This window comes from Bacillus daqingensis (genome assembly GCF_042654445.1).
Classification (GTDB): Bacteria; Bacillota; Bacilli; order Bacillales; family Salisediminibacteriaceae; genus Alkalicoccus; species Alkalicoccus luteus.
Map to the genome: position 1 here is coordinate 435,214 of NZ_JBHSGK010000013.1, position 23,730 is coordinate 458,943.

The 23,730-nt window shown below is 49.8% G+C and carries 22 protein-coding genes; 9 read left to right on the plus strand and 13 right to left on the minus strand.

Annotation, left to right across the window (positions count from 1 at the left end):
• Positions 1 to 63 precede the first annotated feature (63 nt).
• From ACFO4L_RS13375 to ACFO4L_RS13395, 5 genes are all read right to left on the minus strand, one after another.
• On the minus strand, positions 64 to 2,451 hold the full coding sequence (locus tag ACFO4L_RS13375; RefSeq protein WP_417281518.1) for a DNA translocase FtsK: 2,388 nt from the start codon (positions 2,449 to 2,451) through the stop codon (positions 64 to 66).
• 107 nt (positions 2,452 to 2,558) lie between these two features.
• Positions 2,559 to 3,359: a DUF1444 family protein gene (locus ACFO4L_RS13380; protein WP_377910177.1), complete on the minus strand. Its 801-nt coding sequence runs from the start codon at positions 3,357 to 3,359 to the stop codon at positions 2,559 to 2,561.
• 49 nt (positions 3,360 to 3,408) lie between these two features.
• Positions 3,409 to 3,720: a thioredoxin family protein gene (locus ACFO4L_RS13385; RefSeq protein ID WP_377910178.1), complete on the minus strand. Its 312-nt coding sequence runs from the start codon at positions 3,718 to 3,720 to the stop codon at positions 3,409 to 3,411.
• A 14-nt stretch (positions 3,721 to 3,734) separates the two neighbouring features.
• On the minus strand, positions 3,735 to 4,745 hold the full coding sequence (locus ACFO4L_RS13390; RefSeq protein WP_377910179.1) for a PTS sugar transporter subunit IIC: 1,011 nt from the start codon (positions 4,743 to 4,745) through the stop codon (positions 3,735 to 3,737).
• 87 nt (positions 4,746 to 4,832) lie between these two features.
• Complete coding sequence (locus ACFO4L_RS13395; protein ID WP_377910180.1) at positions 4,833 to 5,363, minus strand: hypothetical protein; 531 nt, start codon at positions 5,361 to 5,363, stop codon at positions 4,833 to 4,835.
• A 383-nt stretch (positions 5,364 to 5,746) separates the two neighbouring features.
• On the opposite strand from ACFO4L_RS13395, the gene ACFO4L_RS13400 reads away from it, so the two are divergent.
• The 3 genes from ACFO4L_RS13400 to ACFO4L_RS13410 all read left to right on the plus strand — a co-directional run bounded on the left by ACFO4L_RS13400 (position 5,747) and on the right by ACFO4L_RS13410 (position 6,863).
• Positions 5,747 to 6,193, plus strand: a complete 447-nt coding sequence (locus ACFO4L_RS13400) for a YtoQ family protein (RefSeq protein WP_377910181.1) — start codon at positions 5,747 to 5,749, stop codon at positions 6,191 to 6,193.
• Between the two features lie 167 nt (positions 6,194 to 6,360).
• A complete protein-coding gene (locus ACFO4L_RS13405; RefSeq protein WP_377910182.1) occupies positions 6,361 to 6,576 on the plus strand; it encodes a hypothetical protein in 216 nt (71 codons plus the stop codon).
• An 86-nt stretch (positions 6,577 to 6,662) separates the two neighbouring features.
• Complete coding sequence (locus ACFO4L_RS13410; RefSeq protein WP_377910183.1) at positions 6,663 to 6,863, plus strand: hypothetical protein; 201 nt, start codon at positions 6,663 to 6,665, stop codon at positions 6,861 to 6,863.
• Between the two features lie 66 nt (positions 6,864 to 6,929).
• On the opposite strand, the gene ACFO4L_RS13415 is transcribed toward ACFO4L_RS13410, so the two are convergent.
• Positions 6,930 to 8,003: a M42 family metallopeptidase gene (locus tag ACFO4L_RS13415; RefSeq protein ID WP_377910185.1), complete on the minus strand. Its 1,074-nt coding sequence runs from the start codon at positions 8,001 to 8,003 to the stop codon at positions 6,930 to 6,932.
• Positions 8,004 to 8,201: 198 nt separating this feature from the next.
• Here ACFO4L_RS13415 and ACFO4L_RS13420 point away from each other — a divergent pair, with 198 nt between their 5' ends.
• Entirely contained in the window at positions 8,202 to 8,519 is a 318-nt protein-coding gene (locus ACFO4L_RS13420; RefSeq protein WP_377910186.1) for a PepSY domain-containing protein, read from the plus strand.
• 64 nt (positions 8,520 to 8,583) lie between these two features.
• Here ACFO4L_RS13420 and ACFO4L_RS13425 read toward each other — a convergent pair whose 3' ends face one another.
• The 4 genes from ACFO4L_RS13425 to pulA form a co-directional block, all read right to left on the minus strand.
• Positions 8,584 to 9,456 (minus strand): YtnP family quorum-quenching lactonase, encoded by an 873-nt coding sequence (locus ACFO4L_RS13425; protein ID WP_417281519.1) that lies wholly within the window; start codon positions 9,454 to 9,456, stop codon positions 8,584 to 8,586.
• A 21-nt stretch (positions 9,457 to 9,477) separates the two neighbouring features.
• Positions 9,478 to 10,122, minus strand: a complete 645-nt coding sequence (gene trmB / locus ACFO4L_RS13430; RefSeq protein WP_377910188.1) for a tRNA (guanosine(46)-N7)-methyltransferase TrmB — start codon at positions 10,120 to 10,122, stop codon at positions 9,478 to 9,480.
• 139 nt (positions 10,123 to 10,261) lie between these two features.
• Positions 10,262 to 11,062, minus strand: a complete 801-nt coding sequence (locus ACFO4L_RS13435; protein WP_377910325.1) for a phosphotransferase family protein — start codon at positions 11,060 to 11,062, stop codon at positions 10,262 to 10,264.
• 90 nt (positions 11,063 to 11,152) lie between these two features.
• Positions 11,153 to 13,225, minus strand: coding sequence for a type I pullulanase (pulA, locus tag ACFO4L_RS13440; RefSeq protein ID WP_377910189.1), 2,073 nt, complete (start codon positions 13,223 to 13,225; stop codon positions 11,153 to 11,155).
• A 200-nt stretch (positions 13,226 to 13,425) separates the two neighbouring features.
• On the opposite strand from pulA, the gene glgB reads away from it, so the two are divergent.
• The 5 genes from glgB (at position 13,426) to ACFO4L_RS13465 (ending at position 21,788) form a co-directional block, all read left to right on the plus strand.
• Positions 13,426 to 15,336: a 1,4-alpha-glucan branching protein GlgB gene (gene glgB, locus ACFO4L_RS13445; protein ID WP_377910190.1), complete on the plus strand. Its 1,911-nt coding sequence runs from the start codon at positions 13,426 to 13,428 to the stop codon at positions 15,334 to 15,336.
• Between the two features lie 62 nt (positions 15,337 to 15,398).
• Positions 15,399 to 16,535 (plus strand): glucose-1-phosphate adenylyltransferase, encoded by a 1,137-nt coding sequence (locus tag ACFO4L_RS13450; RefSeq protein ID WP_377910191.1) that lies wholly within the window; start codon positions 15,399 to 15,401, stop codon positions 16,533 to 16,535.
• Between the two features lie 14 nt (positions 16,536 to 16,549).
• Positions 16,550 to 17,656, plus strand: coding sequence for a glucose-1-phosphate adenylyltransferase subunit GlgD (gene glgD, locus ACFO4L_RS13455; protein WP_377910192.1), 1,107 nt, complete (start codon positions 16,550 to 16,552; stop codon positions 17,654 to 17,656).
• Between the two features lie 141 nt (positions 17,657 to 17,797).
• A complete protein-coding gene (glgA, locus tag ACFO4L_RS13460; RefSeq protein WP_377910193.1) occupies positions 17,798 to 19,207 on the plus strand; it encodes a glycogen synthase GlgA in 1,410 nt (469 codons plus the stop codon).
• Positions 19,208 to 19,346: 139 nt separating this feature from the next.
• On the plus strand, positions 19,347 to 21,788 hold the full coding sequence (locus ACFO4L_RS13465; RefSeq protein ID WP_377910326.1) for a glycogen/starch/alpha-glucan phosphorylase: 2,442 nt from the start codon (positions 19,347 to 19,349) through the stop codon (positions 21,786 to 21,788).
• A gap of 55 nt (positions 21,789 to 21,843) precedes the next feature.
• Here ACFO4L_RS13465 and ACFO4L_RS13470 read toward each other — a convergent pair whose 3' ends face one another.
• Genes ACFO4L_RS13470 through thpR form a run of 3 tightly spaced genes read right to left on the minus strand, consistent with a single transcriptional unit; the run spans position 21,844 to position 23,592 of the window.
• Positions 21,844 to 22,074, minus strand: a complete 231-nt coding sequence (locus ACFO4L_RS13470) for a hypothetical protein (RefSeq protein WP_377910194.1) — start codon at positions 22,072 to 22,074, stop codon at positions 21,844 to 21,846.
• A 44-nt stretch (positions 22,075 to 22,118) separates the two neighbouring features.
• A complete protein-coding gene (locus tag ACFO4L_RS13475) occupies positions 22,119 to 23,042 on the minus strand; it encodes a hypothetical protein (protein WP_377910195.1) in 924 nt (307 codons plus the stop codon).
• A gap of 4 nt (positions 23,043 to 23,046) precedes the next feature.
• On the minus strand, positions 23,047 to 23,592 hold the full coding sequence (thpR, locus tag ACFO4L_RS13480; RefSeq protein WP_377910196.1) for an RNA 2',3'-cyclic phosphodiesterase: 546 nt from the start codon (positions 23,590 to 23,592) through the stop codon (positions 23,047 to 23,049).
• Positions 23,593 to 23,730 lie beyond the last annotated feature (138 nt).

Consider the following 23,730-nt stretch of genomic DNA (forward strand, 5'->3'; position numbering starts at 1 on the left):
ACCCTTTCCTCATATACATAATCCAGTACATCGGCTGATATCTTAAAAAATCCGTATGCCGGTTTATACCTCTGACGTGTAGACGTCTCTGGGGCGGCTTCCCTTTGCCGGAGAGACAATTCCTTGGGACTCCATATCATCGATCAGTCTCGCTGCCCGATTATAGCCGATTTGAAACCGTCGCTGCAACAGCGAGGTGGAGGCCGATTGGCGTTCTGCCACGAACGAAACCGCTTCTTCGTAAAGCTCATCTCCGGAAGAGGCACTGTCCTGCTGCTCACGAATTTCAGCCGGGTCAAACAGCGGTTCCGGCTTTTTCATAGCTGAGGTGTGCTGAATCACCCGATCAATTTCATCATCGGTGACAAAGGTCCCCTGAATCCGCATCGGCTTCGGGAGCGAGTTTGGATGAAAAAGCATGTCCCCTTTACCCAGCAGCCGCTCCGCTCCGCCGCTGTCCAAAATGGTTCTCGAATCAGCGGAAGACGAAACAGAAAAAGCAATTCTTGAAGGAATGTTCGCTTTAATTAAGCCAGTAATTACATCTACCGACGGCCGCTGCGTCGCCACGAGCAGGTGGATGCCGCACGCTCTTGCTTTCTGAGCAATCCGGCAAATGGCGTCCTCCACTTCCTGCGGGGCAACCATCATTAAATCAGCCAGCTCATCAACCACAATAACTAATCGCGGCAGCTTCTTTTCTGCTTTATTGTTGTACCGCTCCAGATCTCTGGAGCCGGTTTTTGCAAAGAGCTGGTACCGTCTCTCCATTTCTTCTACCGCCCATTTCAAGGCAGCTGTTGCTTCCTTCGTATCCGTAATAACAGGGGCCGCAAGATGCGGTACATCATTAAACGGAGCAAGTTCAACCATTTTCGGGTCAATCAGCAGCAGTCTCACTTCATCCGGAGACGCTTTATACAGCAGGCTCAAAAGCATCGAATTAACACAGACACTTTTACCCGATCCGGTCGTACCGGCAATCAGCCCGTGCGGCATGGAGCCGATATCTGTTGTAATCGCGTTGCCTCCGATGTCCATTCCGAGTGCGACCGTCAGTGGAGAACCGGCCTCACGAAAGGCGTTGTCTCTCAGGATGGTGCGGAGCATTACAGGCACGGCTGATGGGTTCGGCACTTCAATCCCTACGGTCGTCTTCCCCGGAATCGGGGCTTCTATTCGAATTTCAGTAGCCGCCAGACTGCGCTTTAGGTCATCTGTGAGCTGAACGATTTTATTGATTTTTACCCCAGGCTCCGGCTGCAGCTCAAAACGGGTAACAGAGGGGCCTGACGTGTAGGTTACTACTTCTGCACGGACTCGGAAATAGGCCATCGTTTCGTTTAGTTTTTGGGCCGTTTCACCTGCCCAGCTGTCCAGGTTCTCATCCCGTTTCGGCGGAATAGAAAGAAGATGGAGCTCGGGCTTTTGGTAGCCTTCATCATGCTTTCTCGCCTTTCGTTTATCCGATGGCTGCATCATGACATTAAAAGGAACTTTTGCGTCTTCCTGTTTCCTGCGGACGGACTGTACCTCGGGCTTACGCCGTTCCTTCTGCGGTGGCGGGGCGGAAGCAGCTTCTTTCAGCTGCTTTCTTTCTTCCCGGCTGAGTCCCGCTTTCCAATCTGACTGCTCCGATGCGCTCCGCTTCGGCTCAGCCGGAGGCACGGGTTCTGCAGCAGCTCGCACTGGCTCAACGCCACTGACGGCAGGCTCTTCCTGATCAGGTCCCGGAGCCGGAACGATCTCCTCTGCCTCATACACTTCCTCCACCGCGTCTGCAAGCTCATTTTTCGCACGGTCAGCAGATGCCTCGTCCTTTGCTTTTATCAGCTGCTCACCGTATCCTTCAGCGACATCCGGCAATCCTTCCGGCTGCTCCGTCGCGGGAAGCTCTGCAGGCTGCTCTGCTTTTGGTACGCCCAATTGTTCCAGTGTTTGACCCTCTGCTTCTACTTCGTGTGCAGCGGATGGATAGAGCGCTTCACGACGGCGCTTAACACGTTCCCGCTGGAGCTGCAGCCCGTAAATAGGAGAAGGAATTTCCTGCGCTTTAAACGGACCGCGGCTGTAAACGTCCGGACGTTTTTTAGGCGGTTTCGGCACGGCCTGTTCCTCTGAACCGGATGAACGCCGGCGCTTTTCCAACGGTTGTTTCCTCCAAGCCGGACGTTCTTCCGGCGGCTTTGCTTCTGTCTTTGGCTTGTTACGTGCCGGCGGTTTTGATTCCGTCTTCGTTTTTTTGCGCTCCAGCGGCTTTAGCGGCTCAGCCGTATTCCGCTTTTCCTTCGGATAATAATGCTGCATTTTGACTTCACCGAGCTCTGGAATTTGACGCCGGCGCTCCTGCTTCTCCAGCTTTTGGAACTCACGCGGCGGACGCTCTGTCCGATCATCAACGCCAAACATCCATTCTCTCATTTTATCTATATAATGCTTTGGGTCTCTCACTACGCTCACCTGACTTTTATGTAAAATATGGAAAAGGTAACTCGCAGACTGTGCCCAGCATGAGTTACCTTTCCATCACTAACTATACAGGATGCATCATAGAAAAATCATCCATCTTTTTTCGTGCTCTTCGGTTTTTTCTGAGCCAGAATAAAGATCGGCTCTAATTCATCATTTTCATAGAGAAATGGCAGGGCTGTCAGCGGCACATGGCCTTCTGAGAAAAACTGAAACGTAATTTGTGCCAGCACATCGTAGCCTGCTTCATTGCGAATGTCTGCAAAAATGAGCACATCGTGATGAGGAACTGCGACCGCAAGCTCGCCCTTTGCCATATCCTTCATCGATTCCAGCAGCTGATCGTTGAGAATGCGGCTTGCCTCATACCCGTCACCTGCGCGTAAAAAGTAAAAGTGGTTTCCCGCAACCGTGTCCTGCTTCATGTCCGTTGAAAGCGAGCGAATGTTGAACATAGCCGCTTCTCGCACTTCCTGGGCCGTCTTGCCCGACGAGGCGAGCATATTCTCATCAATTAAAGAATACGACTCGCCTTCATCGACTGCATAAAATACGCTCGTTTCTGCCGTATGCTCGTCTTTAACTAAATTCTGATCCTCAGCGAAGTCCGGCGTACGGAGTACCGGGAAGATCTGCTTCTCCTTGCCAGTTAAATCAACTCGCTCAATGAGAAGCCGCATCCCTTCTTTTATTTTTGAAACGGTTGAAGCAAGTGCTTCCTCCGGATCGTTTTCGAATGCCTGCTTTACATTTCCTAAGCGGACCGTAATACCTTTGCCCACACGGTCGTCTTCAATGCGGAACGTTTCCCTGTCCCGATCAAATGATGTCGTCCAATGATCATGCTGCAGCTCTTTTTCAAGCGCCCGCTTTATTTCCATCGTTTTCATGTTCGTATCCCTCCATTGAAGCCATTTTAACACGCTTTAGCGGCAGGCTTCACACTTCCTGCAAAAACCGGATAATTTCTTCTTTCGTTTTGCGATCCCGGCTTACGAATCGCCCTGCTTCCGTTCCATCGCGGAAGACGACAAAACTTGGAATCCCCATGATATCAAGTTCTGAAGCCAGATCAGGGTGAAGATCCCGGTCGATTTTATAAAAATTCATCGTTGAAAAGTGTGTTTCCACTTCAGGAAGTTCTGGTTCGATTACCGTGCAGTCCGGACACCAGCCGGCTGAAAACATCAGTACGGTCTCTCCTTCTTCCATTGCGCTTCGAATCTCGTGTTCCTGCGTCAGTTCTTTCACAGCGAATACGCCTCCTATGCTTGTTCAATTTTCATATCACCGGCTTTGATCCAGCCTTTATGCCTCATCCATTCCGACAGCAAGAGACTGATCACAGCCGGGAGCACAACGTGCAATAAAAGCACGGACCATAATACACTTTGGGTAAATCCCATCGTATGAAACGTCATGATCTGTCCAACAAATCCGCTCGTCCCCATTCCGGCTCCTTCAGGGTTATTCTCCATGAGAAAGACGATCGTTGCAAGCGGACCGATCAGCGCTCCAGCTGCAGTAGGCGGAATCAGGATCAGCGGGTTACGAACAATATTGCCAATTTGCAGCATCGAGGTGCCAATGCCAAGCGATATCAGCCCGGCAGCTTTATTTTCCCGATAGCTGCTTACAGCAAAGCCAACCATCTGCGCGGCACAGCCGACTGCGGCAGCCCCGGCAGCCAGTCCGTCAAGCTGCAGCATGATGGCGATAGCCGCGCTGGAAATTGGTGCAGTCAGCGCCAGTCCCATAACTGCTGCGATGACAATCCCCATAATGAACGGCTGCTGCTCTGTCGCCCACATGACAAACTGACCGATGCCGATCAACAACGCACTGACCGGCGGACCGATTGCCGCAGCTGCAGCTGCCCCGGCACTGATCGTTACAAACGGTGTTACTAGAATATCTATTTTGGTTTCACCTGATACAAGCTTGCCTGCTTCCACTGCACCAACCGCAGCAATAAACGCCCCTGCCGGTCCTGCCAGATCGTAACCTGCAGCTCCTCCGAACAAGGCTGCAAATAATACGAGCCCCGGCGCCTTAAGGCCGTAAGCGACCGCAGCACCGATTGCAGGTCCTGCCAGCGCCATGGCCTGCGTACCGGTATTCTCCAGCCATCCAATGCCAGCAGCGTCACCCGCCGTCTGCATGATCAATCCGATAATCAAAGAAGAAAACAGCCCTAACGCCATATAGCTTAAACCCGTTATAAAATAAGTCCGCAGCGACAGCTCGATTCCTTTTTTATGTAAAAACTGCTTCATAATTTCTTCGCCTCCGCCTCCTCATTTGTTCATCATGCTGTCTTGACACCTGATTTGTCAAGAAGGATGCGCAGACGAAAAGAGGCATCACTCCCCGACTGCGGGAGCCATGCCTCTTCCAATATGATCATGTTTTTCGACAGACTGAACAATATCAAACATCATTCCCGCCTGTTCAGAGATCTCCTGAAGCTTCATGACTGCAGAAATTTTGGCATTTCCGGACCCTACCATCACTTCATAGGCATCTCCATCAAACGGCGCGATGTGAAAGAAGGCTTCTTCCGCCCCTTCTTGGGACACTTCGGCAAGAAGCGGCTCCCGTTCAGGGAGAAGGCTCTCCTCCGCCTCTGCATCTGCACCATCCAAGTTCAAGATAAAAATTTGCTCTTCCATGCTAATGTGAAACTCAGCGCTGCCGTTCTTCTCCATTTCAGCCTGATCGGGCAGAAAGACAGAAAATCCATTCTGATGAACGGTCGGCTCTTCCGGCTCTTGTTCCACTTTTTCGTGAAGCAGTTTTTCTGCTTTTTCAGAGAGCTGGTCATCACTTAAGCTGCACGCACCCATCAGAATACAGGCAGCCGCAAGACCAGCTGGTTTTCCCATCCACCACACGGGAATTCCTCCAATCCAGACAATCGGTTTCATTGATTTGCCAGAGCATGTGCTCAAGCTGTATATGACCCGGAGCACACTCCGGCTGTTTAATCCTTTGTAATCATATCACAGTTCTGTTACAAACGCGAAACATTTTTGTAACATTTGTCGAATGAAGGCGAATTGCGGAGGTTATATGGGAGCTTTAGTTGCCTTTCTAAACAGATAAACCAGCTCTTGCATTTCTTCTTCCCGCAGCCCGCAATTTTTTCTCGTGTCCGAGCATGGCAAGCTGTCAGCGGTTCACCGCTTCCAATTAGTTGACAAGCCGGTACGTTTTTGATGATAGTAGAGGAAGCCCTCTCAATCGGGCATCACTTAAATGATAAGGAGTGTTCAGAATGGAAATCACCGTTTATCTGGCAGGACAAATCCACGATGACTGGCGGCGCGATCTGAAGGATAAAGCACAGAAGCAAGGCCTGCCGATCCACTTTACCGGTCCGATGGAAAACCACAGCCGATCTGACAATATCGGAGAAGAGATTCTCGGAGAGCAGGCTAATAAAATTGCCAAGGATGAGGCGGCTTCCCAAATGAACAATTTACGTACGAGAGTGCTGCTGAACCGTTCGGATGTAGTGCTCGCACTCTTTGGGGAAGACTACCGTCAGTGGAACAGCGCGATGGACGCCGGCGCTGCGATCGCCCTCAACAAACCCTTGATTCTCGTGCGTCCGGAAAAGCTTCACCATGCCTTAAAAGAGCTCTCTGAAAAGGCACAGGTCACCGTTGAAACCTCGGATCAAGCACTGCAAGCTCTGTCCTATATCTTTGAGACCGAGTAGCATAAGCGGCATAAACCAGCAGACCGCCGGCCCCTCTTGAAAGCTGGAAACCTTGTGAAGACGAAAAAGTCTTTCAACTTCATTATTTATTCGTTTGGTTGACTTTCCCCTCTGTTAACCGAGCCTGCCGTGGGCTGGCCTTCAGCTATTTCTCAGGGTGATCCCGTATGAAGGGAAGAAGGGCACGGGAGAATGACGCGGCTTCACGCGGACTCAGGCTTCTCACGAGAAGCCTTCAAAAGCCAGTCCGGCTCCGCTCGTGCGTGGATGCCGTTCGCAGATCTGAACGGCACGGAATCTTCAGGCTGCGCGGCTTCCACGGGCACGCCGGACACGAAGGGAAAATGGATTTGTTTGTTGGAGAAAAACGTTCCGATCGGTAGACACGACTGTTCCATGGTACATACGTGAAAGCACTGGTAATCCTTATTCGACATCGAAGCGTTGCCTATATAAAGGTTCCACCCATATGGAACAAGCACGTGCGAATCATCACCAGGCGTTTCAAGCGGACTGGCAGCTGCCAAATTGGAGGATCTCGACTCCAGGAGGATCCGAACGAGGCGAAGATCCGGCGGACAGCAGGAGGAAGCGGTTAGCTGAAGCCGTTCCCTCCGGAAAGCGAGTGTCCGTAGATGCAGGCAGGTGCAACGTTATTCACTTAAAATGACTTTATCCACACTCTGAAAAGCCTGCCGAACAGGTTACTGCGGCAGGCTTTTATGATGCGCGTCTGTTACACGTTGTCACGAATCGTCTGCATCGTCGTGCGGTCTGTTGCTTTCACCAGCTTGACGAGCAGCTCTTTCGCCGCTGCGTAGTCATCTACATGCATCATTGATGCAGCGGTGTGAATGTAGCGCGAGCATATGCCAATGACAGCTGATGGTACACCGTTATTGGAAATGTGGACTCGTCCAGCATCGGTGCCCCCTTGCGAGATAAAGAACTGATAAGGTATCTTGTTCGATTCTGCCGTATCCAGAATAAATTCACGCATTCCCCGGTGTGTGATCATCGTCCGGTCAAAAATACGAAGCAGCGCTCCTCCACCGAGTTTTCCAAACGCATCTTTTTCACCGGAAGCATCGTTAGCCGGGCTTGCATCCAGAGCGTAAAAAATATCCGGACGAATCATGGCGGCTGCTGTCTGTGCCCCGCGCAGACCGACTTCTTCCTGGACAGTTGCTCCGGAATAGAGCGTATTCGGAAGCGTTTCTCCCTGAAGCTCTTTTAAAAGCTCAATAGAAAGGCCGACACCGTAGCGGTTGTCCCAGGCTTTGGCGAGCAGTTTTTTCTCGTTTGCGAGCCTTTCCATCGGACAGACCGGCACGATCTGCTGACCTGGTTTAATACCGATCTTTTCAGCATCTGCTTTATCATCAGCGCCAATGTCAATATACATATTTTTTATATCCATCGGTTTACTCCGCTTCGCTTCATCAAGAAGGTGCGGCGGAACGGATCCAATGACACCGGTAACCGGCCCGTTGTCCGTTATGATATGCAGACGCTGTGCCAGCAGCACCTGACTCCACCAGCCGCCCAGCGGCTGAAAGCGAATCAGTCCTTTATCGTCAATGGACGTAACCATAAAACCAACTTCGTCCATATGACCTGCTACCATTACGCGCGGATCATCCTCGGACCCGTGCTTGACGCCAAACACACTTCCCAGTCTGTCCTGAACGACTTCGTCACTGTACTGACTGAGTTCGTTTTTTACGAAGCGGCGTACTTCATGTTCAAAGCCCGGAGCTCCCGGAAGCTGCGTCAACGTTTCAAATAACTGATATGTATCCTGATGCATGCTTGCACTCCCTTTCTGTAATCTGTTCCACCTGCTATTCTACCGGAGCAGCTACGTGGATTCCAGTTTTTTTCGCTATTCGAAATAATTCTGCTTCTCTGCCTATTTTTTCATGAAACCGCTTTGATTTCCATTGGCAATGTCCCCCACTTTCGCTATACTGAAGGAAATAGATGTGAAGGAAGAGGAGTGTTCAACATGAGCTGGAAACGCTTTGCTGCTGGAGTGGGGGCAGGAGTTGCCGTCACGATGATCGCAAAAAATACGCTGGATCAGAAGGAAACGGTGCTTGCACCGGAGAAAGCATTGAAACTCGTAAAAAAGAAGGCTTCCGATATCGGAAAAATTGAAGGGTCTTGGGTACACATGATCACAGAGCGATATGAAAAAGATCAGCTCGTGTATGACGTTTACCGCGGCGGTGTCACAATCGAGGAAGAAGACGGTGTTTTCGCCTACGAATTTCGTGTAGATGCAGCCACAGGTTCAATTTTAGACTTCAAAAAGCAAGAGTAGATGCGCAGCAAAAAGCGCTTCAGGATGATGAGATCCTGAAGCGCTTTTTTCGATTAAATACTGGTTAACGTCGGGACGGACTTTCTGCCGCTGCCTTCCGTTCAACAGCATCCTTTACTTCTTTACCGGTTTCATCCCAGCGGATCGCGCGGTATTTGTAATCGTGATAGAAAAAGAACCAGTTTTCTTTTTGAAGTGCTTCTGTCACGTATTTCTGCTTCGCATAAATCGAATCCATCGGGTAGTCGTCATACGCCAGCACCCAAAGAGCGTTTTGGTGCGCATGCGTCGGCATAATATCAGCCATGTGCCAGTAAACGCTGTCTGCACCTTCAATGCGGATGATCGCATGACCTGCGCTGTGGCCGCCTGTATGAATCATGCGAATCGCAGGCGACGGCTCGTGCTCGTCTGTATAGGTGCGCACGAGCTGTTCAATCGGCTGCCAGTTTTCTTTGAAATACGTGTTTTTGGAGCGGATATTCGGCTCCCTCATCTCCTTCCACTCCGTTTCATTTACGTGAATGACCGCATTCGGGAAGGCGGGAACCGGCCCGTCCTCTGTCTCGGCAACAAGACCGCAAGCGTGGTCAAAATGCATGTGGGTCATCACGACATCCGTAATATCCTCAGCCGTAAGCCCAAGCTCCGCGAGATTTTCCTCGACGCGGGACTCTCCTGTAACGCCATAGTTGCGCAGCGCTTTTTCCGAAAGCCTGTTGCGGCCGATACCACTGTCGATCAGCAGAATCTGCTCCTCCGTCTGCACGAGAATCGGATCGCAGCGAAGCTCAATCTGATTATTTTCATTAACTGGATACTTTCTCGACCAGAGCGGTTTTGGTACAACTCCGAACATAGCGCCTCCGTCCATAAACGTGTCGCCGCCGTCAAGCCAAGTAAGCGTGATGTTATTTCCGATGTTCAGCTGTTCCAATGCCATGCTTTCCCCACCTTATTAATCATGATGAAGCTGAGCTTCCAGCCGGTAAATCCGCATTCCCTTCTGCGAAAACTTTTGTTCATATTCTGTCATGATGTTTCCTTCCATTTCGCTTTGATGAAGGTCCAGGCTGATATTTTTCAAACGTGCTCCTGCACGTGAGAACGACTCCAGTGAGAATTCAAACAGCCCCTGATTATCGGTTTTAAAGTGGATCTCTGCTTCTCTGTGTAGTACTTCTCGATAGAGATCCAGAAATCCTTCATGTGTGAGCCTTCTCTTTGCGTGCCTCTTTTTCGGCCACGGATCCGTGAAATTAATATATAGCCGGTCGATCTCTTCCGGAGCAAACATGTCCGGCAGATCTGCAGCGTTTTCCTGCAGAAACCGCAGATTAGGCTTTCGCTTTTCCACCGCCTGTTCGACTCCATTCACAATTACACTTTCATACAGTTCGAGTCCGATCACATTCACTTCTGGATTGGCTTCTGCCAGATCGTTTACGAATTTTCCTTTACCCGACCCAACTTCGACATACAGCGGCCCATCATTGTTAAAATGCTCATGCCACTTTCCTTTCCATCGGGATGGTGCTTCCACGACAATATCATTGTTTTCCTTTAAATATTCCGGGGCCCATGGCTTATTACGCAATCTCATCTTCGTTCGTCTCTCCTTTTATCAAATAAGTTCGTTCATGATCCAGTACCGTTCATCATGCAGGCAGCATGTAAAAAACACAGTAAAAGAGCTCCACGACGCTGATGCGTCATGAAGCCTGTCACACGGCACCGGCGTTTCAGCTCTGTGCACCGCTTCCTTTATGCAGAAGCTCTTCTACCTTCAGATTCCAGCCTGCAGCCTGTGCCTCATCTCCGCGTTCTTTATACCAGAGAATGTTTTCGATGCTTTGCACCAGGCGGTACCACCACAGTCTGTACCAAAGGCTATCATCCGGCTTACGGCCGTAAGCTCGAAGCCACATTTCCCAGCTTTCTTCCGGCACATAGGCATAGAGAAGCGGGGCTAAATCGAGCGCAGGGTCTGCTACCTGCGCTCCATCCCAGTCGATCAGGAATAAATTTCCTTTCTCGTCCTCTATCCAGTTATTATGATGCACGTCTGCATGGCAGACGACAAAATCCTGTTCGGTCAAATTGGGAAATCTGGACTCCAGCTGCTGCAGTGCCTGCTTCAAGCTGCCGTGATCCAGTCCTTTATGACGCACGTGTGTCTGCAAGGCTCGAAAGATGTTTCCCGGAATCAACGGGCGGTTGCCCATCCGTTTAAACATATCGAGAAGCTCCTGCGACTGATGGATTTTAGCGAGAAGCTCTGCTACGCGGGAATGGTCCATTTCCGCTATCTTAAGCTCCCTGCCGCTGATCCACTGCTGGGCTGTAATAACATCACCGTTCTCAAGGCGCTTCGTCCACAGCAGCTTTGGAACAATTCCCTCAGCTGAAAGGACTGCCAGGAACGGTGACGAATTACGTTTCACAAATATTTTTTGTTGTCCCTGTTCGGCCACGTACGCTTCACCGGTAGCTCCACCGGCGGGGCGCAGGTGCCATCCTTCCCCCATGCTGAAATGTTCCAATCGTTTCACCCTTATCCGATTCCGTACTTACGCTCAAAAAGCGCAGGAAAAGCCTTTTATCATTGTAAATAAGTTTTCCCGTTTGTTCAACTACTGACGGGATTTTTTTACGAGCATAAATTCATATGGCTCCAAGTGCATAAATTCACCTTCGAGCGGCACGCGCTCCACTTTTTTATTTGATACGAGCAGGCGCCAAATACCCGAAGCAGGAAGCTGCAGCTCATAGCGGCGCTTCGTTGGATTCACATAAAATGCGATGTCCCCTTCCGCTGCAAGCAGCAAAAATCCGAACACCGGGGCAGGCGTACTTAAAACATGAAGTCTGCTGCGAACAGATTCAGCAGAGCGAAGCCGGAAGACACCGTATTTTTTCCGGATAGCAATCAGTTCTTTTACCGTATCAATGTGCGGATCATATTCGGTGCGGCGCTCCCAGTCCAGCTGGTTGATGCGGTCACCGGAGATGTAGCTGTTCCCTTCCCCGAATTTTGTCCGGAAAAACTCCTGACCTGCATGAAGAAACGGAACACCCTGGCTGATGAGAACGAGCGCCGAAGCAAGCTCATGCATCGCTCTGCGGTCCGCCTCGCTCTCCGCTTCGTTTGAGCGCCGCAGCCTGTCCCACAGCGTATGATTGTCGTGGCACTCGACATAATTAACCGTCTGTGTCACTTCAGAAACGTGCGGCTCTGCCCACTCCATCGTATCGGCAGATCCTTTCACGAGCTGAGGCATCCGTTCAATAAAGCGGCCCTTTCCATTTACAAATCCGAAGTCATTAAAATCAAACAATCCTCCTTTAACCGTGTCTCTGAAAAAGTCATTGAAGAACCGGACTTCCGGCACATCTCCCGCCTGCGTATTAACCGTTTTTTGATCGGAGGCGAGGGCCGTCGGCAGGTCCCATCCTTCTCCAAGCAGGACAACCGGGATGCTCTCCTCCTGGCAGCGTGCTGATATCAGCCTTATGGTCAGCTTGTCGAGTGCCCCCATTAAATCAAATCGAAAGCCGTCGAGTCGGAAGTGTGTCAGCCAGTAGTCGATCGTGTCCAGAATAAATTTTCTCGCCATATGGCGCTCAGATGCAAAGTCGTTGCCGACACCCGTTCCGTTGCTCGGGGATCCGTCTAAATGAAAGCGAAAGTAATAGCCCGGCACCAGCTTTTCAAAGGAGGATTCTTCACGGATGAATACGTGATTGAATACGACATCGGCAATGACGCCAAGTCCCTCGTCATGAAAAGCATCTATCATCTCCTGAAGCTCGCGTACCCGGCAGAGCGGATCCTGCGGGTCCGTTGCGTAGCTGCCTTCCGGTACTTGAAAGAAAAGCGGATCATAGCCCCAGTTATAATAGTCGTCCGGATGATTGTCATCGACCCGTGCAAAATCATTAAACGGCAGACATTGCACATGGGTGACACCGAGCTCTTTGATATAGCTTAAGCCGGTACTGTCTCCGCTGCTGTTCACCGTTCCCCGTTCCGTCAACCCTTTGTACTTCCCTTTCCATGTGACTCCGCTGTCGGGATGAATCGTGGCATCGCGGATATGAAGCTCATAAATGATGCTGTCCTGCGTATGCTCTATAAATGGACGTCCAGAGGCGTCCTCCCGGCTCTGCGGGTGATAGACGACCGCTTCTTCACCATTGGCAGTCAACGCCTTCGCATATGGATCGACAGCCACGACCTCCTCGCCGTGGATGAAACATTCATATAAATAGGGTGTGCCGGAAAGGTCTCGGTCAGCCCATGCTTCCCATGTTCCGTTCGCATTGATCACCATTTCTTTTTTGGATTCCCCGATTTGCACTGAAACAGCTTCTGCACAGGGCGACCACATACGAAAAACGGTTACGCCGTTTTCAAGCACAGCGCCAAGTCTCTCCAAATCTCCAGGAAATTCTGCGTCGAATGCCGGGTCCCGGACGATACGGCGCAGATACACCGGGGCTTCAGCTGCTCCAAGCTTCAACCGCATGCTGCGTTCGACCGGCAGCAGATCGGTACAGCGGTACACCGCTGTTTCATGATCAAGCGCCTTTTCGTAATACAAGCTGTAAGTAAGACCGCTCTCCGACATTAATTCTGCCCTGTCCTCAAAACGGTCTGCTTCTATCGTCACAATGTGACGTTCATCAAGCCATGCTTTCATCATCCTGCCCACCCTCATCTCTTCGAATTCTGTTCCATGCTATTCCCTTTTCCGACAGGTTTCAAGCCAAAGCATAAAATGAATGATCATTCAATAATTTTCTAAATTTAATTAAAATTCATACAGGACTTTTTCCTATTAAAATCGAATAAGTGTAGTATGCGTTTTTACGCGTTGATTCTATGAAAGGAGGAATGCCCTGCATGCAAAACCTCATTACGGAAGATGACATTTATTTGTTCCATCAGGGTACTAATTATTTCTCCCACCGGATCCTTGGCTGTCATCCTCATCAGGAAAATGGCGTACATGGTTTCCGTTTTGTTGTATGGGCTCCACACGCTAAATCTGTCAGCGTCACTGGCAGCTTTAACGACTGGGAGTGGGAAAGCCACCCGCTGGAGCCGTGCTCGGAAGCTGGCTTATGGGGCGCATTTTTTACCGACATTGAGGCCGGCGCTTCCTATAAATATGCCATCCGCCACGAAAATGGATGGAGCGGCCTGAAAGCGGATCCCTTCGCACGCCAGTCAGAGCTGAGGCCTGCGACGGCATCTGTCGTGCCGTATGACTATGACGGTTATACATGGAATGATACTGAATGGATGGCTTCGAAAGGGAAAACTCCCAGCTATGAAAAACCTGTAAACATTTACGAAGTTCATTTCGGAACGTGGAAGCAGAAAGAAGATGGTTCGCTGTATACGTATACGGAGATGGCCGAGCTCCTGATTCCTTATGTAAAAGAAATGGGCTACACCCACATAGAGCTGATGCCGCTCGCCGAACACCCCTTTGACTTATCCTGGGGCTATCAGATCACCGGATACTTTTCGGTGACAAGCCGCTACGGGACCCCCAATGAATTTAAAGCATTTGTTGATGACTGCCACCAGCAGGGCATCGGAGTGATCATGGACTGGGTGCCCGGTCACTTCTGCCGGGATGACCACGGTCTGCGCATGTTCGACGGCGAGCCGTTGTTTGAATATGCAGATATTGAAAAAGCGGACAAACCATCCTGGGGGACGCTCACGTTCGACTTTGGCAGACCGGAGATTCAAAGCTTCCTCGTCTCCAATGCGCTGTTCTGGTTTGAAGAGTGCCACGTTGACGGTATCCGCGTTGATGCTGTGGCAAGTATGCTGTATTTAAACTTCGACCGCGGTGACGATAAACCGAAGCTTTATAACACGTACGGGGGCGAAGAGAATCTCGAGGCACTTGCCTTTCTGCGAAAGTTGAACGAAGCCGTCTTTGCCTTTAATCCCGATGCGCTCATGATGGCAGAAGACAGCTCCGACATTCCGCTCGTCACAGCTCCGACCTATACAGGCGGTCTAGGCTTCAACTATAAGTGGAATATGGGCTGGATGAACGACATGCTGAAGTATATGGAATATGATTCCTATTACAGGAAATGGCATCACAACCTGCTGACATTTTCCTTTATGTATGCTTTCAGTGAAAACTATGTACTTCCCCTATCCCATGATGAAGTTGTCCACGGGAAAAAGGCACTTGTCGATAAAATGCCGGGAGATCAATGGCAGCAGTTTGCCCAGCTGCGGCTGCTGTATGGATATAAGATAGCTCACCCGGGAAAGAAGCTGCTGTTTATGGGCGGGGAGTTTGCCCAATACGCCGAATGGCGTGACCAGGAGGGGCTTGACTGGCTCCTGCTCGACTACCCGCTGCACGATGCGATGAAGTCCTACGTGAAGGAACTGAATCACCTTTACAAAGACTATCCTGCTCTGCATGAGCTGGACCATGACGGCAACGGATTTGAATGGATCGATCCGCACAACAGCGAACAAAGTGTTATTTGTTTTCAGCGTAAATCACGCAAGCCCGAGGAGACGCTGCTCGTTGTCTGCAACTTTACGCCGGTCGTTCACTACGACTACAAAATCGGCGTACCGGAGCCAGGTACGTATGAAGAAGTTTTTAATTCAGATCTGGACCGTTACGGTGGCTCTGGACAGGTGAACGAAGAGAAGCATTTCAGCTTTCCTGAGCAATGGCACAGTATGCCGCAGCATATTCAAATAAAAGTGCCTCCCTTTGCGGTCTGCATTTTTCAGAAATCAAAAGCTGCCCGCCGCTCGTAAACAGGTACCGGAAAGACTCCTGACAGACAAAGGCATGCTTTATTCAAGAGGAGGAATTTGTCATGAAAAAACAGTGTGTAGGAATGCTGCTGGCCGGCGGTGAAGGGAAAAGACTCGGCCTGCTGACGAAGGATTTGGCTAAGCCAGCCGTTCCTTTCGGAGGAAAGTACCGAATTATTGATTTTACACTCTCCAACTGCTCCAATTCCGGTATTCAGACAGTCGGAGTGCTGACGCAGTACTCTCCGCTCGCTCTGCATAAGCATATCGGCATTGGCAAGCCGTGGGACATGGACCGTCAGTTTGACGGCCTCACGATTCTTTCCCCATACACGGCTAAACGCGGCGGAAGCTGGTATTCCGGCACAGCAGATGCCATTTACCAGAACATTCATTACATCGATCAATACGATCCGGATTATATTCTTGTTATTTCCGGGGACCATATCTATCAGATGAACTACGATGATCTGATTCAGCACCATGAAGAAAAGCAGTCGGATGCAACCATTTCAGTGATTGAAGTGCCGTGGGAAGAAGCATCCCGCTTCGGTATTTTGAATACGAAGGACAATCTTGAAATTTACGAGTTTGACGAAAAACCGAAAGAGCCTAAAAACAATTTGGCCTCCATGGGGATTTATATCTTTAACTGGAAAACACTCCGCAGCTACCTCCTGGAGGATGCGGAAAAAACAGATTCCGACCACGACTTCGGTAAGGATATCATCCCAGCGATGCTGAATGACGGGAAGCGCATGTTTGCCTACCGCTTTGAAGGCTACTGGAAAGACGTAGGAACCATTCAGAGCTACTGGGAAGCGAATATGGATCTGCTTGAAGAAGATCTTTCCGTCTCCCTTAACAACAAAGAATGGCGCACGTATTCCCAGGACGTTAACTACCCGCCTCAATTTCTTGACAGCCGGGCTGTCGTCGAAAATTCCCTGATCAATTCCGGATCGTGGATCAGCGGCACCGTTAAGAACTCCATTTTGTTCCAATGCGTCGAGGTTGGAACTGGCACGACTGTCAATAAGTCGATCCTTCATCCGCACGTCAAGGTCGGCAGAAACTGCACGATCGAGCGGGCGATTATTATGGAAAACGTCGTGATTCCGGATAATACGGTGATTGACGGAACGAAAGAACCCGAGCCGGTGGTCATCAACGACGAATACGTGGAACAGTTAACTTAAAGGAGGATGTGCCGATGAATACACTGATGGGGCTTATTAACCTGGAGCATGAACATGATTTTCTTGAAGAGCTGACATACTTCCGCTGCGGAGCAGCTGCACCTTTTGCCGGACGATATCGGCTGATTGACTTTACGCTGTCGAACATGGTGAAAACACGCATTGAAGAAGTAGCAGTGTTTACGAATAAGAAATACCGGTCCCTGATGGACCATGTCGGCACCGGCGCCGACTGGGAGCTGGCAAGACGTCACGGCGGACTCTTCATTCTCCCTCCCGACTGGAATGATCCGACCGATATTTCAAGAGGGGATCTTCGCCATTTTCACAATAATCGGGATTACTTCCACCGCTCAAAAGCCGATCATGTTCTGGTGAGCGGCAGCCAGTTTATTGCAAACACGAATTTTGATGATGCGTTTCAGCATCACCTGGAAACAGGCGCCGACGTCACGCTTATCAGCGTGCATCTGAACGAGTCACTGCCGGAGCACGTTCCGCAGCTGAGGCTTGAGACCGATGGAGCTGGAAAAGTCATTAACCTGACCAACGATCAGGAAAATATGCATGCGTTTACGAACGTCTATATCATCAAAAAAGAAGTGCTGCTCCGTCTCGTCGATCAATGCATCGCGTTCCATAAAGACCACTTTTTATTTCACGGAATTAAAGAAAATCTGCACGATCTACACGCAGAATATTTTCAATATGACGGCTACAGCTTCTTTGTCAATTCGATCGAAAGCTTTTTCCGCCATAACATGAACCTGCTCGATCCCGATCCGTACCGCGAGCTTTTCTTCAAGAATGAATATGTGCAGACAAAAATCAGTAACGAGCCGCCGGTGAAATACCGCGAAACGGCCGATGTAAAAGATTCACTGCTTGCAAACGGAAGCGTTATCGACGGCGACGTGCATAACAGCGTGCTGTTTAGAGGCGTTCGGGTGAGAAAAGGCGCCGTCATAAAAAATTCGATTATTTTACAGCGCTGCATCATCGAAGAGGATGTTCATCTGGAAAACGTGATCCTCGACAAAGATGTCCGGATCAGCAGCGGTCAAACGTTTATTGGGTCCAAGGATAAACCGTTTGTAGTAGCAAAACGTAAACAGATCTGATAGCAATGCGAAACAGGGGGCGTTCCGTCATCCAATTCGGGATACGCTTTCGTTACGTGCTTCGTAAAGAAGCCGGCGGGCCTTGCCTGCCGGCTCCTGCCCATTATCAATTACTTATTCGTATCAGGAGGAGAGCAATTCATGCGCACGATACTTTTTGCTGCTTCAGAATGTACCCCATTTATGAAAACCGGAGGATTGGCTGACGTTATCGGCTCGCTGCCGAGAGCATTGCAACAGGAGCGCGGAACAGAAGTACGCGTCATTCTGCCGCTTTATGAAGAGATGGATGATAAGTGGAAAGACCAGCTGGAAAAGGTAGCTGATTTTACAGTTCCGGTCGGCTGGCGCAACCAGCCTGCCTCCTTGCACCGCCTTGACCATGACGGCGTCACGCACTATTTCATCCGTAATGAGTTTTATTTTGGCCGTCAAGGCGTCTATGGCTACTTTGATGATGGTGAGCGCTACGTCTTTTTCAGCCGAGCTGTGATCGAAGCAATTCCGCTTCTGGACCGGGATATCGACATTCTTCACGCGCACGACTGGCAGGCTGGACTTGCAGTTGCGTTCGCTAATATTATGCGTACCGACATTCGTACGGTCTTTACGATTCACAATATTCAATATCAAGGCTGGATGACCCACGAAGCATTCAGCGATCTGATGAATATTGGGATGGAGCACTTTGCCGGCCTCGAATGGCACGGCATGATCAATTGTATGAAAGCTGCCCTGTTCCACGCAGATAAAATTACGACGGTGAGTCCTTCGTATGCGGAAGAAATTAAGCAGCCCTATTACAGCGAAGGGCTTGATTCCATTTTGAACGACCGCTCCGCAGATCTGATTGGCATTATCAATGGAATCGACACAGATGAATATAATCCGCAGAAGGATCCGTACATTTACGCGCCATATACCTCCTCCCGTGCAAAGAAGCGGGAAAATAAGCGGTTTCTCCAGCGTGAGCTCTGTCTGACAGAGGATCCGGATGTGCCTATGTATGCAGTCGTTTCACGACTTGTCGAACAAAAGGGCTTCCATCTGCTTGAACGTATCCTGGAGGAATTTCTGCAGGAAAACGTGCAGGTCGTTATGCTGGGAACCGGTGACTATGCTTTTGAACAATCGTTTGCGTATTTTGCCAATAAATATCCGAATAAAATGTCGCTTCAGCTGAAATTCAGTGAAGCGGCTGCAAGACAGATTTATGCGGCGTCTGATTTCTTTATTATGCCGTCAAAATTTGAGCCTTGCGGGCTTTCCCAGCTTATCTCTCTGCAGTATAAGACGATTCCAATCGTCCGGGAAACAGGCGGCCTTCGCGACACCGTTCAGCCGTTCAACGAAGTAACCGGCGAAGGAAACGGCTTCAGTTTCGCTAACTACAACGCCCACGAGCTGCTGTATGCAATGCGTTATTCGCTGCTCGCCTATCACCGGGATGACTTGTTTAAGCCGCTGTTAAAAAATGTTAATAAAAGCCGCTTCAGCTGGAAAGATTCAGCCAAGCTTTACAGCGGCGTGTATGCAGAGCTCGTTCCATAAAAGCAGTGCCGCACGAGCATCCGGCATGCACACCTTAAGTGACAATCAGAGCGCTCCGACCGCTCTTCACTGACCCGACGCTGTCCGCTGAGTAAACTCAAAACGGCCTGTGCGCCGTGGAATCGAAAGAGGAGGAACCATCGTGCTTACAACGCAATCATTTGAAGAACAGCTGACGGAAAAGCTCCGCAGTCTCCGGGGAACCGGAGTAGAAGAGGCAAGCGAAAAAGACATGTATTACGCGGTAGCTTCCATTGTCCAGGAACAGCTCAGCGCTTCCTGGCAGGACACTCGCAAGCATTATGATAAGCGGGAAGAACGTCAGATGTACTACATTTCGATGGAATTTCTCATCGGGCGCCTTATGGAGAATAACCTGCAAAACTGCGGTCTGCTGGAAACCTGTACGACTACGCTGAAAAAGTTAGGCTTTGAGCCGGAGCTCGTCTATGGCCAAGAGCATGACGCGGGGCTTGGCAATGGCGGCCTGGGACGGCTCGCGGCCTGCTTTCTCGATTCTGTTGCTTCTCTGCGGTACGCAGGGCACGGCAGCGGCATCCGCTACCGCTACGGCTTATTTGAGCAGCGGATCATTCACGGAAATCAGGTAGAGCTTCCCGATTACTGGCTGAAAGAAGAGTATCCTTGGGAAACGCGCCGGGCTGATGAATCCTTGACCATTCACTTCGGCGGTCATGTCGTTCCGCATAAACGCTCAGATGGCACGCTGGAATTCTCCTATTATGACACCGACGAAGTGCAAGCCGTTCCGTACGACGTTCCTGTCGCGGGCTACCAGAATGACGTAGTAAACACCCTGCGCCTTTGGAGTGCCGAGCTTGCTCCGGAAAACACGGACATTCTTGCGGATGCAGAGGGGAAATACTATCACCATCTCGATCACATGCATTCTGTTGAGCAGATTTCCGGCTTTTTATATCCAGATGATTCAAGCTATGAAGGAAAAGAGCTTCGACTGAAGCAGCAATATTTTCTCGTATCAGCCACCATTCAAAATATTATTCGGGACCACAAAACGCGCTGCTCAAAATCGTTAAAAAATATGCATGAGAAAACGGTCATCCAGATTAACGACACGCACCCGTCGCTTGCAGTTCCAGAACTAATGAGACTGCTGATGGATGAAGAGGGCTTTTCGTGGGACGACGCCTGGAAGATCACAACGAAGACGATCGCCTATACCAATCATACGACGCTGAGTGAAGCACTCGAAAAATGGCCGGTCAGCATGATGGAGAATCTGCTTCCTCGTATCTTTATGATTATTAATGAGATCAACGAGCGGTTTTGCCTTGGTATTTATTACGATAAGCCTGCCTTCCGCGATTTGATCCCAAATGTTGCCGTGATCGCAGATGACCAAGTGCATATGGCCCGTCTTGCGATTGTCGGCAGCTTCAGCATCAACGGTGTTGCCAAACTGCATACGGAAATATTAAAGCGCTCGGAAATGAACGATTTTTACAGAATCTTCCCGGAAAAGTTCAATAACAAAACAAACGGCATCACGCATCGCCGCTGGCTTCTGCAGGTAAACCCCGGTTTGTCCTCGCTCATTTCTGATGCGATCGGACGCGGCTGGGTCGAGCAGCCTTCCAAGCTGAGCACCCTCGTGCGCTACTCAAATGATTCACCATTTCTCGACAAAATCGCGGAGGTGAAGAAGGAAAATAAAAAATCCCTGGCAGAACTGATCCGCCAGCGGACCGGTATCACCGTGAATGAACATTCGATTTTTGATGTGCAGATTAAACGGCTCCATGAATACAAGCGGCAGCTGATGAATATCTTTCATGTGATCTATCTATACAACGAGCTGAAAGATAATCCGATGATGGATATGACACCCCGTACATTCATTTTTGGTGCCAAAGCAGCTCCTGGCTACTACATGGCAAAGGAAATTATCAAGCTCATTCACCATGTTGCTTCCATCGTAAATAACGACCCTGCTGTCGGTGACCGTCTCAAAGTCATCTTCCTGGAAAACTATAATGTCAGCCTCGCCGAGAAAATTATTCCGGCAGCTGAGCTCAGTGAACAGATTTCCACGGCCAGCAAGGAGGCGTCCGGCACCGGAAATATGAAGATGATGATGAACGGAGCGCTGACAATCGGTACCATGGACGGAGCGAACATCGAAATCAATGATTTTGTTGGACGCGACAACATTTTCATTTTCGGGCTCTCAAGCGAGCAGGTGCATGATTATTACGCAAACGGCGGATACAACGCAAAAGATATTTACCATGCGGATGACCGCATCCGCCGGATCCTCGACCAGCTTTATGGAGGCGAATTCGGATCACAGGAAATCGAGTTCAAGGATATTTTTTACAACATTATGTACAACAATGATCCTTATTTTGTACTTAAGGATTTTGATTCCTATATTGACGCACACGAGCTGGCAGAATCCCGGTACCGCAACCACCGGCAGTGGCAGCAGATGAGCACCATTAACATCGCCCACTCCGGAAAATTTTCAAGCGATCGGACGATCCACGAGTATGCTTCAGAAATCTGGAAGCTCTCGCCGGTGCCAAAGCCGCGTCAATAAACGTAAAAGAGCCAGCAGAAAGCATATTCGCTCTCTGCTGGCTCTTTTAGCATGTTCAACCTGGAAACTGTTTATCCAGCATCCTTGTAACGTGCTCATTGATTTCAACAAATTCGCTGTCTGCCATCGGCGGACAAATAAAAAAGACGGTGCCGGCTGGACAAGCCTGGCGAAGCGAGTGCATGTTATCGAAAAATTGCACGTCCTCTTCCAGCAGCCGTTCTAAACCAAACCCGCCGTTCCAATCCGGGGCGCGGCGAATATACGTAAATTCTGTCGGTATCATCGCAAGGATTCCGCTCCTTCATACTGATAAGTGCCTTACTTATCTTAACGGAATTCTTCCTCTGAATCAACGCCGTTTTCCGGTTCTGCATCCATCCGGTTTTCCGACACCGTCAAGCCAGCATCCAGCAGCTGTTCGGCCGCTTTCAGCTGATCTGCTTTAATCGGAGTTGTCATTTTGCGTAAGCTGTTTTGAAACAACGACATAGAGCGCTTGTCGTAAAATTCAAGCCTGTTGTTTTTGCCCGTGTCAATGTACCCATCGGGACATAAAACAGCTGTTTTCAACTTGATCCCGCTCCCCTGCAGAATCTGCTGCAGCACCGTTACCGTTCTTCTGATCGATACAGATGGATGCAGCAGCGTTTCACGCGACTCCCCTTCCCGCTTCTCCCAATAGCGGGTCCCCTGTGACGAGTATATCGTTGTGCCGTCTCCAGGGAGAACGTGGAGCACCCAAAGCTCGTTCGGCGTAAGCAGCAGCGTGTCACATTCAACCGGTGCCTGTCCGGCCATGAGGACAGGTTCGTAAAACAGAAAAAAAGTGTCCGGAAAGCTGGTGAGAAACCAGTTTAACAAGGGATCATTCCGGTGTACGGGAGCTATGGCAGAGATTTCTGAAACAGTGGAGCTTGCCCAGTTCAGCTGAAAGGACAGCAGCTCTTTAACAAACTGTTCCCGCAGCGCATCAACAGACTGGTGCCGAAGCTCCCAGTTTGATGGGAGATCCATTTCCTCCTGCGTCTTCTTTTTCCAGTTCTTTGCGAGAAGCATCCGTGCTTTTTTCCATGTTCCCTTTTCTTCATAATGCTGAAATAAAGGCCCTTCTCCTTCCCTTCTTGTCGCCTCCCAATCGGCTTTGATCCGCTGCCATCGTTCTTTTTTCAAACGCACATAGCGGCTCGGATAACGATATATGTCTATTTCATAACGTGTTACGTAATCAGCTAGTTTGACGAGCTGCGCCATCTGCTTAACTCCTCCCGCATAATGTCATCGTTGTTTCAGCGTAATATCTCGGTTTGCTTTCGGGGCGGACCTGGTAAAGAGTCAGCTCCGTAACGGGCATCGCCACCTGTTCCATCTCGCCGTAAACCGGCTCTGGAAAGGGGACGCTTCCAGCTTTTTTAGCGAGTGTAAGATGCGGATGATAGCCTCTTTCGGGAACTGGAAAATCAAGCTGTGATGCTTCCTGAATAACAGTCTGATACATGTCTGCCAAAATCGGCTCCGGGTCCGGTCTGAGAAAGAGAACACGCGGTCTTTCTGCTTTACCAAATATGGCATAGCGCCTGAAGGATAACGTAAAGGCTGGAAGCTGCTTGTCTTCCAACCGTTTCCACAGCTTCTCACGCTTCCTTTGTTCCCAGCCTCCGAGAAACAGAAGCGTCACATGAAAATCCTCTGGACCAGTTAGATGACGAAAATAATCAGAAGCGTTCAGTTCCTCCTGCATCTGCACAGCTTTATCCCTGATCCTTATATCGGCAGAAAATCCCAGAAAATAATGTGCTGACATGAGTTTCACCTCTTTCTTCTTCCTCTGCCTATCTATTCCTTTCTGCCGACTTGCAAAAACATGAGACAAACAGCCGCGTTTATCCTGTTGAATGGCTGTGCTATACTGATAAAGGAAGCATACAGATAAACATACTTC